Annotated in this window: 12 protein-coding genes; 10 read left to right on the top strand and 2 right to left on the bottom strand. The window is 50.8% G+C overall.

Annotation, left to right across the window (positions count from 1 at the left end):
* Positions 1-96: 96 nt before the first annotated feature.
* The 3 genes from SH449x_RS14155 (at position 97) to SH449x_RS14145 (ending at position 1,413) form a co-directional block, all read left to right on the top strand.
* Positions 97-738: an alpha/beta fold hydrolase gene (locus SH449x_RS14155; protein ID WP_482376718.1), complete on the top strand. Its 642-nt coding sequence runs from the start codon at positions 97-99 to the stop codon at positions 736-738.
* A gap of 69 nt (positions 739-807) precedes the next feature.
* Entirely contained in the window at positions 808-1,017 is a 210-nt protein-coding gene (locus SH449x_RS14150; protein ID WP_482376717.1) for a hypothetical protein, read from the top strand.
* Between the two features lie 96 nt (positions 1,018-1,113).
* The gene (locus SH449x_RS14145; protein ID WP_482376716.1) at positions 1,114-1,413 is read left to right on the top strand and encodes a hypothetical protein; all 300 of its coding nucleotides are present in this window, start codon (positions 1,114-1,116) and stop codon (positions 1,411-1,413) included.
* Positions 1,414-2,388: 975 nt separating this feature from the next.
* Here SH449x_RS14145 and SH449x_RS14140 read toward each other — a convergent pair.
* On the bottom strand, positions 2,389-4,032 hold the full coding sequence (locus tag SH449x_RS14140; protein ID WP_482376715.1) for a sigma-54 interaction domain-containing protein: 1,644 nt from the start codon (positions 4,030-4,032) through the stop codon (positions 2,389-2,391).
* Positions 4,033-4,655: 623 nt separating this feature from the next.
* Here SH449x_RS14140 and SH449x_RS14135 point away from each other — a divergent pair.
* From SH449x_RS14135 to SH449x_RS14120, 4 genes are read left to right on the top strand one after another with little or no spacing between them, the layout of a single operon-like run.
* Positions 4,656-5,696, top strand: coding sequence for a sulfate ABC transporter substrate-binding protein (locus SH449x_RS14135; RefSeq protein WP_482376714.1), 1,041 nt, complete (start codon positions 4,656-4,658; stop codon positions 5,694-5,696).
* A gap of 39 nt (positions 5,697-5,735) precedes the next feature.
* Entirely contained in the window at positions 5,736-6,575 is an 840-nt protein-coding gene (gene cysT / locus SH449x_RS14130) for a sulfate ABC transporter permease subunit CysT (RefSeq protein WP_482376713.1), read from the top strand.
* Positions 6,572-7,516, top strand: a complete 945-nt coding sequence (cysW, locus tag SH449x_RS14125) for a sulfate ABC transporter permease subunit CysW (RefSeq protein WP_482376712.1) — start codon at positions 6,572-6,574, stop codon at positions 7,514-7,516. The genes cysT and cysW overlap by 4 nt, the downstream gene beginning before the upstream one ends.
* Before the next feature lie 6 nt (positions 7,517-7,522).
* Positions 7,523-8,599, top strand: coding sequence for a sulfate/molybdate ABC transporter ATP-binding protein (locus SH449x_RS14120; protein ID WP_482376711.1), 1,077 nt, complete (start codon positions 7,523-7,525; stop codon positions 8,597-8,599).
* A gap of 358 nt (positions 8,600-8,957) precedes the next feature.
* On the opposite strand, the gene SH449x_RS14115 is transcribed toward SH449x_RS14120, so the two are convergent.
* Complete coding sequence (locus tag SH449x_RS14115; RefSeq protein WP_482376710.1) at positions 8,958-9,722, bottom strand: GNAT family N-acetyltransferase; 765 nt, start codon at positions 9,720-9,722, stop codon at positions 8,958-8,960.
* A gap of 191 nt (positions 9,723-9,913) precedes the next feature.
* On the opposite strand from SH449x_RS14115, the gene SH449x_RS14110 reads away from it, so the two are divergent.
* From SH449x_RS14110 to SH449x_RS14100, 3 genes are all read left to right on the top strand, one after another.
* A complete protein-coding gene (locus SH449x_RS14110) occupies positions 9,914-11,203 on the top strand; it encodes a hypothetical protein (RefSeq protein ID WP_482376709.1) in 1,290 nt (429 codons plus the stop codon).
* Between the two features lie 452 nt (positions 11,204-11,655).
* Positions 11,656-12,606, top strand: coding sequence for a nucleoside hydrolase (locus SH449x_RS14105; protein WP_482376708.1), 951 nt, complete (start codon positions 11,656-11,658; stop codon positions 12,604-12,606).
* A 3-nt stretch (positions 12,607-12,609) separates the two neighbouring features.
* Complete coding sequence (locus tag SH449x_RS14100) at positions 12,610-14,223, top strand: serine/threonine protein kinase (protein ID WP_482376707.1); 1,614 nt, start codon at positions 12,610-12,612, stop codon at positions 14,221-14,223.
* The last annotated feature ends 19 nt before the right edge of the window (positions 14,224-14,242 follow it).

Genomic DNA, 14,242 nt, shown 5'->3' with positions numbered 1-14,242 from the left:
GTAGGCGGGGGCGTTTAGGTTGCAAACCGCGAATGTTCGAGCGATAATTCAGTCATGCAATAGATACTGCCAAGAGTTTAATCTCGTGAAACTGGCATGCAAAAAATTCTACTGCTCACAGGCATGACTCCCGATCATCGAATCTTTGATCGATTGCTTCCGCTGCTTCCGACCGGAAAGGTTATCGATTGGCTACTACCGCTTGAACACGAATCCATCGATTCTTACGCTGAGAGATTGAGTCATACTGTTAGTCGCGACGAGCCGGTTGTTGTCTGTGGGGTGTCATTCGGTGGTGTTGTTGCCCGAGAGCTCGCCTGTCGCCTCAATTCGACCTCATGCGTTCTCATTTCGTCTGTGCGATCCCCGAGCGAATTACCTCCGTGGTTTCGTGTTTGCCGTGTGCTGACACCACGTCCAGCAAACTTAATCATGAAAGCTGCCGGAGGGGTTGCCAACTCGTGGCCCCGATCACTTCGCTCAAGGGCTATTTGGCGTTTAAAGAAATTGGCTGGTACATCAGGCGCATGGCATCGGTGGGCAACTGCAGCTCTCTTGAGCTGGCGCCCTTCAAAGAATGTTGATCAAGTCCCTTTGATTCAAATTCATGGCGATCGCGACGCGACATTCCCGATGCGGTACACACATGCCAACGTGGTAATTCGCGGAGGAGGCCATACCCTACCGCTCACACACAGCGATGAGATCGCGAAGTTGTTGCATCAAATTGCTGCTTAATGAAGCTTTCCAACAAATCGTCTCGGATTTTGCGTTCGATCGTCGGGGGGCGCGGCTTATCTCATTTCAATGATCGTATCAGGCCAATGGTTTGGCGATGGACGTCGATCGTCCATCACTGCATTCAAAGCCTTATTCGGATTTGGTGTCTTCGGTTATACCGGCTTCATGTATGCTGCATTTGGTCGGTTTACGTGGATGGCGGAAACGGAGGAATGCGATTGCGGTGATGATTGTCCCGTTAAAGCTGGTGTAGATTACGACTCAGAAGACCTGTAACTTAACCAGCCAGAGAGTTTGAGTCGGATTGTGGGATGCCGTAGAATAAAGACATGAGTCGAGCAAATTTACTTCTTGCCGAAGCAGTTAACGCGAATGCCGATGAAGTTTACGATTGCGGATCTTTTGTGGACAACTACCGCTGCGGCCATGCTGTTCGCATTGCTTCGGTTTGGTATCGGAGGATTATTTGCGGCATTCGTGATTTTGAACTTTATGCAGATACTGTTTCCGTTTGCGATCATTTTTGCAACGATTGTGTTCGCCGATCAGCGTGGGCAAACGCTCGATTTCACTACCCTTGCGGGATGGAGAGCAATAAAGAAGCTTTGGTGCCTCTCCCTGGCATGCACCGTAATCGTGTGGATATTGTTTTTTGCTTTTTTTCTTTTATAAAGGTACAGCAAACATTGAATTTGCATCATCTGCGGAACCAATCAAAGCTAACTGACTTTGAAGCTCCCCTCGGATGGGGCATCAAGCCATTCCGGCTAACATCCCATCCCTCACGGGACTGTCGGGGCGGTGCGGATTGCGACCTTTGCAATTTCAGCGCAGGGCGGAATCGCGAGAGCTAGTGTCAGTCGCGCTGGAATCTTGGCGGAGCAAATCAGAGGCGGTACAAAGAGAAAAACCCGCGTCCAGGTTGTAAACTGCGACTAGTCAAGCGACAATCTCTGGCGTAGCCGAGCAAGACCACGCTGTTTGTGCGTCTAATCTAGCCTGCCGCCCCGTTACGATCCGGTATGCATAGATTGCATTCCGTTTGCCGAGGAAAGTGAGTTGCATGAGTCGAGGTCTTCATACCCTTCTACTTTTGCCTAATGAAACAGCAGAGCTACCTTTGTCGTCAGTCGCGGTATTGTCCCATCGATGAATGTATGCTAGTTTTAATTGTGTCGACGACTACTGACATATTCGAGGATTCGAAAGCAAACGGATGAGTTGCAGCGAATCGACTTTTACGACAAAGCGATTGCGGGACCTTTATTAATGGAAACCTTATATGCCGCTTCTGCTGGGTGAATGGTGCCTTCTTGCCTCTAAGGAAAATGTAACGGAATGTCGACGCGTTTTGAGATATTGAAGAATGGCGAGCGTGTTTGTATCGCCGGAGTTAATGATAGAACTATCTTCAAGGTTGGTACGTCACATTGGAATCAACCTGTATGATGAGTTAAATACTATCGAGATTATCTACAGTGTAGTAGGTGAACCCGAGTTCCGTGGATATTTCGTCACCCTCCGCGATTGGGAGATCGCCGATGTCTGCATGGCCGAATGAAATGGATTGATCGCTGTCGATACTTAGTCCAGAGTTGGCGCATTGCGAAGCGGATCTTGTGTTTTATGAAATAAGATGGTAACGTATTAGGCTTCACGGTAAGCCCCCCATTCGATTCCTAGCTTGCGCATCTTGGCTCGGAGGGTGTGCGGATTGATGTTCAAAAGCTTTGCTGCTCCTCGCTTGCCCTCGATCTGCCCTCTGGCTTTGTGGAGGGCACGTTCGATGTGCTTTCGTAATGCATCATCGAGAGTTAGCAAAGGTTCTGACTCCGAGCTTCTGACCTGTTCACTGCGACCTGTGAGACTCGGTTGGGGCAATTGGCTCGGCTTGACTATCTGCTCCGGGATCACTTCGTAGAAAGTTGGTTCGTCTGAGGCAACTCCGATATCATATTTGGGTGCGCTACCTAATCCGAGTGCGTTGGAGATTTCCAAGTGAGTACCTCGACCTAAGATGACTGCCCGATCCATGACAGCTTGCAATTCGCGAATGTTCCCTGGCCAGCGGTACTCGATAAGCTGCTTAATGTCTGCTGGATTCAAGTCTACGTAGGGTAATCCGAACTTGGCCGCTGCCTTCTGAGCGAAATGTCTGGCTAGCGCGGGGATATCTTCAATCCGTTCGCATAGCCTAGGTAACAAAATCGGGAACATGTTGATGCGGTACCAAAGATCTTCTCGAAAGGATCGCTGCTGGACCATGCTCGATAGATCGCGGTGTGTCGCTGCAACGATTCGAACGTCGACATGGATTACGGACTCACCTCCCACTCTTTCAATCTGATGCTCTTGGAGCACTCGCAGCAATCGAACTTGTGCTGCCAACGGCAACTCACCGACTTCGTCCAGAAAGAGCGTTCCTCCGTTGGCGCGTTCAAACCATCCTCGCCGCTGATCTGAGGCACCGGTAAAGCTCCCCTTCTCATGCCCAAACAACTGGGAGTCGATTAGCTCTGAAGGGATCGCGCCGCAGTTGACTCGGATAAAAGGACGCTCTGCCCGCGCTGAGCGTTGGTGAATGGCGCGTGCGACAACTTCTTTTCCCGTGCCGGTATCCCCAAGGATTAGAACTGGCATATCAGCTGGAGCAACCAACTCGACTCGCTCCATGACGGTTCTCAAACCCGATTCTGCACCCACGAGCGATTCGAGCGACTTGGCTTTCGCTTCGTCTTGTGTGGCTGACGGTTTCTGTTTCTGACTAAAGATATTCTCGAGGGTTGCCAATAACAACCAAGTCGGACCGGCTAGCGATTCCAGTTGACCATGTTGTTCTTCTCGAATGGTCCGGCCTGATTCTAACTCCACGAGTAGTGCTCCGTGGACTCCGCTTTTCCAGCCGGTGATGGGTCTTCGGATAGGTAAGGCGACGATCTCTCCCGATATCTCCTCTGTTGCCAAGATCGCCAGTTTGCCCGTGCGACGAACCCCATACTGCCGGAGGATCTCGTTGCGATCCAGCCATTCGATTAGCTCTCGGTACTTGGCTTCGGTGCATGGAGTCGTTCGGTCGTCAGAACGAGATCCGTCCTGTTTGTAGGTGGACAAAGTTCTCAAGGTTCGTTGATGCGAATCGAAACCGATGAGGCTAAGGGATTGCGCGGGGATTCCTAATCGTATTCGCTCTAGCAACCGTCCCAGGGAGATTTCAGGGCTTGGTTCCTGAAACAGAGTCTCCCATAACGACTTTGGCTTTATCTTCTTTGGCTCTATCTGCTCCGTGGTCATTTCCTAAACGATTCTTCCGTCAGAATGAATTCGATCCATCCGTGAACATAGTTAGCGAGCCAATAAATTTTCTTCTCTAGCGTAGTTTCCGCCGGGTGCGATTGCCATGTTGCAATTCCCATGCCGTAGTCGTCGGGGCAGTGGGTTGGCTGCGATTTGCGGTGGGCACGCAGAGCTTTGAGGCGGGCGAAGGTCAATCTCTTGCATGCGTTATTGCGATGGCCATCGGGTTTATAGGCTAAAAAGGGAGCCCATCACTAAAGCTAGAATTCCATCATATTTCAAGGCCTGCCGTGACGGAAGACGGTTTTCGGTATTGCCTCCACGATTACCAGGCAGGATTCAATCCGGATCGGCCATACCGTTCCCGCACTGTTGGCATGGAGTTTGGGGCAAAAAACTGGCGAAAAACTAATCATTTCGCGATAGCTAGCATGTTCGCAAATGACAAATTTGTGGGATACGAAAGTTCCGGTACATGATTTGCGTTCCTAAATCGCCCATGTGCGTAAACACTGCTTACATTGCGTTAAAGGCCACGGTTTTGCTGGCTTGCGTCTTGGGCGACTATGCCGACCGATTTGCCAAAGACCACTTACGAGATCTTCCATAAGGGAATGTTCATGAACGATTATCGCGGAGCGATTTTTCTTTTCCTGCTCGGATTCCCTTTGCTGTTAGGGTGCAATCCTGATCCAGGAGGCGATAGCTCAAGAGCGGATCTCACACTTATGAACGTCTCCTATGATCCAACCCGAGAGTTCTACACGGAGTTCAACAAAGAATTTGCAAGCCACTGGAAAGAAAAGACGGGGCAATCCATTTCGATCGATCAATCGCACGGTGGAGGTGGCAAGCAAGCACGTTCGGTGATCGACGGACTAAAGGCGGACGTTGTGACTCTCGCTCTATCCTACGATATCGATCAGATCGCGGAGAAGACCAAACTGTTCCCGCTTGATTGGCAAAGCCGTTTGCCGAATAACAGTTGTCCCTATACGTCGACAATTGTCTTTTTGGTTCGCAAGGGTAATCCTAAGCAGATCAAAGACTGGAACGATTTGGCTCGAACCGATGTCCAGGTAATCACTCCCAATCCTAAGACATCCGGCGGTGCTCGCTACAATTATCTAGCCGCTTGGGGATTCGCACTTCGTCAACCAGGTGGGAATGAGGAAAAGGCTTTCCAGTTTCTCAGGGCGATATTCAAGAACGTTCCCGTGCTAGACTCCGGAGCCCGAGGTTCAACAACGACATTTATTCAGCGAGAGATTGGGGACGTTCTTCTAACTTGGGAGAACGAAGCTTTTCTCTCGGTCAATGAGTTTGGGCCAGACAAGTTGGATATCGTGATACCTTCGAGCAGCATCATCGCTGAGCCACCGGTATCGGTGATTGATGAAAATGCCAAATCGCATGGTGCGTTGGAATCTGCAACTGCGTATCTGGAGTATTTATATTCTCCCGCAGGTCAAAAGCTTGCTGCAAAGCATTATTACCGGCCTCATTTGCCAGAACACGCAGATCCTGTCGACTTAGAGAGATTTCCGAAGCTCGAACTTTTCTCGATCGATGAAGTGTTCGGCGGTTGGACCAAAGCCCAGAACATGCACTTCAAGGATGGGGGAGTGTTCGATCAGTTGTACTCGCCGGACCATCGTTAATCGAAACTCGCATTCGCATAGCAGCATGAGGCTTGATCGGTGACTAAAACCTTTCGACAGTACAGCGTGATACCCGGCTTTGGGTTGACCTTGGGGTATACGGTTGTTTACTTGAGTCTAATCGTACTGATACCACTTTCCATGCTCTTTTTTAAGACGGCAGGCATGGGATGGGAACGATTTTGGACCACCATATCAGAGCCTCGCGTGGTGGCTTCCTACAAGCTAACATTCGGAGCCGCACTTATCGCGACATTGATCAATGTTGTGTTCGGAGGAGTCGTTGCATGGACCTTGGTGCGATATACGTTTCCTCTTAAAAAACTGATCGATGCCATGGTCGATCTACCCTTTGCTATTCCCACCGCAGTATCTGGTATAGCGCTAACGGCCGTGTATTCCAAGAACGGTTGGATAGGTCAGTATTTAGAACCCTTGGGAATAAAAATCGCGTTCGCTTACCCTGGGGTTGTTATGGCAATGGCATTTATTGGCTTACCCTTTGTGGTTAGAACCTTGCAGCCTGCTATCGAGGATTTGCACAAGGAGAACGAAGAAGCCTCCGCAAGCCTTGGTGCGACCCGGCTTCAAACGTTTCGCCATGTCATTTTGCCAGCGATACTTCCATCGCTATTGACTGGCTTTGCGATGGCTTTCGCTAGAGCGATTGGCGAATACGGTTCCATTGTGTTTATCTCGGGCAATTTGCCGATGAAGACGGAAATCACTACCTGGATTATCACTCAGAAATTGGATCAATACGACACCGAGGGTGCAACAGCGATCGCTCTCGTGATGCTGCTCTCATCATTCGCAATTCTCTTCACGATCAATGCGATTCAGTGGTGGACCAGCCAGCGGCATCGAGGTGTATCATGAGCCAAGTTTTGCAGGACGCAAAAAGTGGGGTGATTGAAGAATTCGATCCGCGAAAAGCAGACCGGCCCTCCAAGACGCAGAGTGCGCGGTTTCGAGGAGCGACAGAGGAGCCTGGTTGGGTTCGTGGAGCATTGATTCTGACCACGATTTCCTTTTTACTTTTCTTTCTGTTTCTCCCTCTTTTGTCCATCTTTGCCGAAGCGTTTCGCAAGGGGATCGGGGCCTATTTAGCCGCGTTTAACGATCGGGCGGCCTTGGCTGCGATCAAGCTCACACTTATTACCGCCGGCATAGCGGTCCCGCTCAACGTCGTGTTTGGCTTGGCTGCATCATGGGCTATCGCCAAATTCGAGTTTTGGGGAAAGAGTTTCCTGTTAACTCTCATCGATTTGCCGTTCGCGGTATCTCCCGTGATCTCCGGATTGATTTTCGTGCTTCTCTTCGGTGCGCAAGGATTGCTAGGGCCTTGGTTAAACTCCCAAGGCATTCAGATCATCTTCGCTGTCCCCGGCATCGTTATCGCTACGATATTTGTAACCTTCCCCTTTGTCGCTCGTGAGATCATTCCTCTCATGCACGAACAAGGTACCGAAGAGGAGCAGGCAGCTATAACGCTCGGGGCAAACGGATGGCAGACCTTTTGGTATGTTACCTTACCGAATGTGCGTTGGGCACTTCTCTATGGTGTCATACTTTGCAACGCGAGAGCGATGGGTGAATTCGGTGCCGTTTCGGTGGTGTCTGGACATTTGAGAGGAAAAACCAATACGTTGCCTCTTCACGTTGAGATCCTGCACAACGAGTTCAATTTTGTAGCAGCGTTTGCGGTGGCATCTCTGCTTGCGTTGCTAGGACTGGTGACGTTAGCCGCGAAAACCTATGTCGAATCACGAGTCCAAAATTCCTCCCTTGGTGACGATTCCTCTTTATCCGATCATTGAGAATTCATGAGCATTGAAGTCAAGCACCTATCGAAGACCTTTGGCCGCTTTACGGCACTTGAGGATGTAAGTCTAAAAGTGAATGACGGAGAACTGGTCGCTCTGCTCGGTCCGTCGGGATCAGGTAAAACCACATTGCTTCGAATTATTGCCGGGCTCGAGACACCTGATGTCAACCCGAGGAGCGAGATACTCTTTCACGAAGCCCAGGTCACTTCGTCACCTGTCGGGAAACGGGGAGTCGGGTTCGTATTTCAGCATTATGCGTTGTTTCGACATATGTCAGTCTTTGATAACATCGCTTTCGGACTCCGAGTGCGGCCTAGAGCGACTCGGCCATCAAAGGAGTCGATTCGCGATCGGGTCAACCATTTGTTAAAGCTGATTCAACTCGAGGGTTTCGGCAATCGGTATCCGTCACAACTTTCGGGTGGGCAACGTCAACGGGTCGCTTTGGCCAGAGCGATTGCAGTCGAGCCTCAAGTCCTCTTGCTGGACGAACCGTTTGGGGCCTTGGATGCCAAGGTGCGAAAGGGGTTAAGAGATTGGTTGCGAAGATTGCATGACGAGATCCATTTGACCAGTGTATTGGTAACCCATGATCAAGAGGAGGCGCTCGAGGTGGCCGACCGCGTCGTGGTCATGAACAAAGCCAAAATTGAACAGGTCGGTACACCCGAGGAGGTCTTTCATAAGCCAGCGAGCCAGTTTGTCATGGAGTTTTTGGGGCAGGTGAATATATTTCGTTGCCGTGTTCGTGCAGGCACGGCATCGCTCGGGAACCTGACATTCGAGTATCCCAATTATCAAGAGTCATCAGAGAAAGATGCAACTGTATACATGCGACCTCACGAGCTTGAGATTCGCCGTTTTCAGGATGATCAGCCAGGATTAACGGCTAAAGTGGCTCGGCTCAATCCAGCGGGTGCATTTGCTAAAGTTTTTTTACAAGCAGACGGAGTGGATGAGATACAAGTTGAGCTACCGCAGGAGCGGTATCTAGAATTGAGTCTGTCACCAGGCGACATCGTTTTCGTCTACCCGAAGAATGCTCGCTTCTTTATACCCGACTTTGTCATCTAGACAGAAGTTCTTTCTCCCAAGGTGAAAAGCGTGTAACGATCCACCGCTGAGGGACAAAAGAAGGCAACCAATGTTCGCTTCCGCAAATACTCCGTTCAGATTTCCTCAAGAAGCTGCCTAGCGAACTGCCCTAACTGGATGCAATCTGTCGCGTTTATCGAGTGCCATTTACTTACGTGCCAATTTTTGAGCGGGGAAATGGGAATGATAAGCCCCCAGTATTCGTTGTAAAGGAAACGACCCTTTACCTTTTCTAGATCCGACTAAAACGGCGACGAAATGCCGAGTCCCCTTGTGTTAGCCCTAGAGGATAACATCGATTCGGATTTGATTTGGAAATTGTAGTGGCCTCGGATGATTATTCAAACTCCAGTCTTGTTCGTTGCTTGCTCCAGAAATCGGCCAACTCGCGAGCGGCGGTCGCAGTTGAGAGCCCCAGCATCTCTTGCCGCTCTGCTTCCTGCGTGTAGATATTGGCGCGATGTCCTGCCGTCCAGCGACAAGGCTCCTCGATAAACCCACAGCGAAGATGCCACGACATACTAGCTTCATTGCCAAGATTGCACTTGCTGCACAAACGGTGTTCAGCACCCATAGATACGTCCTGAAGTGAAGCCAGCAATAAGTTGGTTGCGATGCCGCGTCGTTGGTAGCCAGTCGCGACGAAGATCGGTTGCAGAATTGGCCCGAGTTCGCCGTGCGCGATCATGCAGCAGCCAATGACTCGACCCCCTACTTCTGCTAGACGACAAGCACTGAAGAAAGCCGGAGGTGTCGAACCCAAAAAAGGATCTAAACTCTGCTGTGCGTAACGCAGAAGATCGGATTGGCCACAGCTGGCATAATCGATCGATCCAAAGAAGCTGTCGCAGAAAAGTGAATTCAAAGCTGAGCGATCTGCTGGCTCCACTGGGCGTATCGAAAGATTGGTTTGCGTTGTTGCAGACGCTTGCTCGCGCAGTGGTTGCAGGGTTTCCAGTGAAAGGAAAAATGTTGCGATTGCAGTCCACGCGGGGGACAGATGCATCATTCCACCATAATACTCGTACTTCCAGCCCAGTTTTCGCGGATAGGTCAAAAACTCTTCCCAAGACATCGCTTTATGTAGTTCATCCATTTTCATCACCGTAATCCGTACGATGGGTTACTAGGTCAAATACAACGGATACATTTTTATGGCATAGGTAGGGTCTCATCCTATCGTTCGTCCCGCTAGGGGCGACACTTGTCTGAGGGGGCAAGCGAGACGTAGGACACGTGGGCCGTAGCAAATATCGTAAAGGACGCCGTTATCACTTGAGAGGTACAAAAGGAATGCAAGAGTCAGTTACTCGGGCTAGACCGATAACCGTTGTGGCCGTCATGGCTTTGATGGGGGCGTTTTTTTGGGCGATACGAGGCACATCTGGTTTCGGGGGGAGCAACGGCGGAATGTTTGCTGGGTTGGGCTGGGGGCTTCTGTGGTTCTTGTTTTCAGAGCGAGGAAAACGCAATGGCTCCCTAGCTAGTCCATGGATGGTAGCTGCTATCACGCTCGGCGTAACCATCGGAGGATACACTGGGTATGGTGTTTACATCAGTTGGGTTCGCGGGTCCTTCTATCTCAATTATCCCACTGACCCGAGACCGATCGCAGTATGGACGGGATATGCCATGCTGTTTCTGTGCGGCGTGCACTGGGGCGGGATAACGGGAGTCCTAATGTCTTGGTGCCTACCGAGTTCGACCCTTGCATGGTGGCTGTGGCCTATTCGGCTGGCGTCTGGTTTTGCAGGTAGCTGGATTGCTTTGCAGTTCGTTGACCAATTTCCACAACTGTTTCTTCCATTTTACAAAGAAGGGCTATATCAAGAGTCGGACTACGCGACCTGTCAACGCGCTCTCAACTCATTGCGCACCATTTCACCTCACGTAGGTGCCTTTTTTGGATTCCTCGTTTTCGAAATGCTACGTAGGAACTGGCGAGGAGTCGCTCTAGCTTGTTTGATAAGCTCGGGCTTTGCTCTTTCGTTCAGCATCGGTGGTTACTGGCACACGTTCCAGGAAACCGGTATCCCACTCGACTGGTGGAAGTATTGGGAGATGACGATCGGATTTGGAGGAGGAGCCTCGATCGGTTTGGCATTCTGCTTGTTCAATCGACCTATTCCGGGATTCGAACCCCCAACCTACCGCTGGTTATCTTACGCAGCTGGCGTTGGTGTTCCTGTGTGGTGGGTGATGACAAAGTCACTCGTGAACACCTATCAAGGTTGCTTGAAAATTCGGGGGCTCGAGGAAATGGAGCCAGCAGGGCAGCAATTCATGCTTCAAATTGCTGGCTCGCTGTTCGCCGTACTCATCTTCCTGTTCGGCATTTTTGCCTCAGGTAAGAATGCAACAATCCACGGGGGACTTCATTTCGAACGATATACACTGATTGTCTTAGGGGTGATGGTGCTGATGGGATTTTTAGTCAGTCTTCCGCCTGCGATGAAAATGAGCAACATCGTCCTGGTTTCCCTTTACGGAATCTTGATCGTGGGAAGCTGCCTCATCTACTTTCGGCAGACGCGGTCATTTCGGCATGACGAAAGGGATCTCGCAGCCGACCGACCTGAATGATCTGGGATACGGTTTTTTGCACGGGAGTTCTTTTCAGAGGTGAGACAAATCTACCGCAATTTAGGAAACCGAAGAGACGGGGATGTGATAGCGGAGTGGTAAATCGTCGTACGATCGGTGCAACGCCCAGCGTTGAGCGTTCTGCCCCGGACGTCATCGTGCAAGTCAAACTATCGATTCCTGACAGATATTGATATGGGCTGCCCTGGAGATCTCAGGGCGGCCCGCTGGGCTAGCGGTTAAACGATCATCGCGAACTATCCTCTGGCAAATGGCTTTGATCCTTTCAGGATCGGTCTGCGACGTAATTCTCCATGCATTCATTGCCTAGCTGTCCCATTAGGGGCCAAATGTTGGCAGAAACACCTACTAGGCTGGCAAAACCGCTCGCCGTGCCGTAAAACATGGGGTGAGCAACTCGCTAGACGGAACACACGAAACGGCAACGAACTATGTCACGAAAAGTTATCATTGATTGCGACCCAGGTATTGACGACGCTGTCGCCTTGATCCTCGCACTCTTTGACCCGAGATTAGAGGTTGTCGCCATCACGACTTGTTCGGGCACGGTGGAGAGCGACCAGTGCACCCAAAACGTTCTTGGTTTGCTCGAAAGGCTCGATCCTCCTCGAATACCTCGAGTTGGTGCCGGCAAAGATCCAGAGGATGCTCCGGTTTCGGACAACCGATTTCTGCATGGGGCTGATGGGATTGGCAATATAGGCTTCTCTCCTATGCAACGTCAGCATCAGGTCAGCAGCGAAAAGCTCATTGTGGAAACCATCAAATCGGATCCGGATGACGTTACGATATTATGTTTGGGTCCGCTGACGGGAGTGGCCAGAGCATTTCAACGAGACCCGTCGATCATGGAAATGGTAAACAAGGTCGTTGTGGTCGGAGGATCGGTTGATTGTATCGGAGATGTTACGGCGACAGCGGAGTTTAACATGCACTTTGATCCGTCGAGTGCGACAGCCGTTTTCCGCTCTCTCACGACCAAGGCTCTGATTCCACTCGAGATCACCAACCAAGTTACTTTTGATCTGGATCTTCTCAATCAGATTCCACCCAAGCATTCTCGAGCGGGGGCTTTGTTGCATCCCATGCTTTCCCATTTGTTTCGAAGCTATCGCCAGGAACGCGACCAGGAAACGATTGCACTACAGGCAGCTATCGGGATCGCTTATTTAGTCGAGCCCATGATGTTCCAATCGGAGGAGTATGGGGTGGAGGTTGAGGAGCTAGGAGAACTCACGCGTGGAGCGACTATTGTCGATCGGCGAGCATTTTCTACGCATCATCGTGGAGTCGAGATTCTAACCAAAGTGGATGTTGATGCGGTGAGGGATATTATTATCAATGGATTGCGATTTGCAGGTCAAGAAACCGGAGGAGCCTAGACCGTGGCTCGATCGCGCATTGGTCCTCTCGCCTTAGATGCACCGCTAGGTTCGCGGGGATCCAATGTATACCGAGCGATTCACGTCCAGCAACGATCGCAGGTAGCCGTCCGGATCTTCTCGATGCCCATGGGTATGACTCCTGAGCGTAAACAGGAGTTCGCGCAGTCCTTGGAACGAATCAAGCAATTGAAGCATCCGGGCATCGTTCGCTGTTACGGTGGTGGCTTTGACGCAAAGGATGCTTACTTAGTTTATGAGCTCGTCGAGGGAGAGTCGTTAGATGTGCACCTTTCACGTCGAGAGCGATTGACCTGGGAGATGGCGTTGAATTATGGACTGCAAGTATGCGATGCATTGCAGCACGCGCACACGTCAGGCTGGGTACATGGCCGAATACGCCCCGACAAGCTTTTGTTAACGTTGGGTGGGGAAGTCGTTAAACTCAATGAAATGTGGAGTGGTCCCGTTCAACAGCGCCCCGCTCGACCAGACGAATTGATCTATCAATCACCCGAGCAGATTGATGGATCCAAACCATTGGGCATCGCGTCTGACCTCTACAGCTTGGGTGCAACGCTTTACTATGCCCTTACCGGAGCGCCACCTTATTCAGGAGAAAACGCAGGAGTTGTCCGGCACGCGGTTTTAGCGGGCCCCCCCGCCCCTGTTGCGACCCTGGTATACGATTGCCCGGTTTGGCTCAGCGCGATCATTGAGCAGCTTATGCAACCTGATCCTCTCAAGCGACCATATTCCGCTACTGCGACAGCCATGGCTTTCCGCGAAGCCCAAAAGCGTGCGGAATCGGGGGTTGGCGTTGCTCAGCATGCCATGTCAGGTTTTAGTCCGTTGCAGCTCAACGTCGACAAAGACGAAGCAGAGAAGGTCATCTTAGGAAAGAAAAAGCAGAAACGCAAAAAGCGAGCAGAAGCTGAAGAACTTTTCGATCGGCCCGGCTTACTGGAGAGACCGCTAGTTTTGGGGGGCATATTGCTAGGCATTGTGGGGTTGATTTTTTACTTGATGCAGCCACCTAGTTTATCCACACTGGAGACCAGGGCGAAATGGTTTCTCTCGCAGAAGGACGTCGGCTCGCTGAACGAGGCACGCGATAGATATTTGATTCCTATCATAGAGCGTTTCCCCGATTCGGTAACAGCCGAATGGGCCAGGAACCAACTGGAGGAAATTGAGATGGTCAATGCCGAGCAGAGGATTCAAACGAATCGCCGCTTCGGTCGAGAACCGAACAGCGAGGGGGAACGCAAATTCATGGAGGCAAACCAGTTCGAAGTCTTCGGCGACCGTGTGACGGCACTCGATAAGTATCGAGCGATCGTCAATCTTTTAAAGGATGTCGAAGAAGAGAGGCCTTTTGTCAACTTAGCACGTCGACAAATGCAAAAAATTGAGGACCGTCCACCCGATGCAGATGAACTAAGGGAGTTCTTGCAGACTAAACTGGAGGAGGCTGACAAGAAGTATAACAACGGCGATCTCCTGGGCGCCAAGCAAATTTGGGATGGAATCATCAGCCTGTATACGAACAATCGAGAAATGGCCCCCCAAGTCGAGCGGGCTCAATCTCGACTTTCCAAGACCAAAGAACTCTAGAATCGAGCTTTAGGCTGAA

The organism is Brakhagea baltica (genome assembly GCF_052161605.1).
Lineage (GTDB): Bacteria > Planctomycetota > Planctomycetia > Pirellulales > Pirellulaceae > JBKCUI01.
This window is presented reverse-complemented; position numbering and strand designations above follow the sequence as displayed.

Coding starts and splice junctions, on each gene's coding strand:
- SH449x_RS14155 (WP_482376718.1), top strand. CDS start 97: ATGCAAAAAATTCTACTGCTCACAGGCATGACTCCCGATCATCGAATC.
- SH449x_RS14150 (WP_482376717.1), top strand. CDS start 808: ATGATCGTATCAGGCCAATGGTTTGGCGATGGACGTCGATCGTCCATC.
- SH449x_RS14145 (WP_482376716.1), top strand. CDS start 1,114: ATGCCGATGAAGTTTACGATTGCGGATCTTTTGTGGACAACTACCGCT.
- SH449x_RS14140 (WP_482376715.1), bottom strand. CDS start 4,032: ATGACCACGGAGCAGATAGAGCCAAAGAAGATAAAGCCAAAGTCGTTA.
- SH449x_RS14135 (WP_482376714.1), top strand. CDS start 4,656: ATGAACGATTATCGCGGAGCGATTTTTCTTTTCCTGCTCGGATTCCCT.
- cysW (WP_482376712.1), top strand. CDS start 6,572: ATGAGCCAAGTTTTGCAGGACGCAAAAAGTGGGGTGATTGAAGAATTC.
- SH449x_RS14120 (WP_482376711.1), top strand. CDS start 7,523: ATGAGCATTGAAGTCAAGCACCTATCGAAGACCTTTGGCCGCTTTACG.
- SH449x_RS14115 (WP_482376710.1), bottom strand. CDS start 9,722: ATGAAAATGGATGAACTACATAAAGCGATGTCTTGGGAAGAGTTTTTG.
- SH449x_RS14110 (WP_482376709.1), top strand. CDS start 9,914: ATGCAAGAGTCAGTTACTCGGGCTAGACCGATAACCGTTGTGGCCGTC.
- SH449x_RS14105 (WP_482376708.1), top strand. CDS start 11,656: ATGTCACGAAAAGTTATCATTGATTGCGACCCAGGTATTGACGACGCT.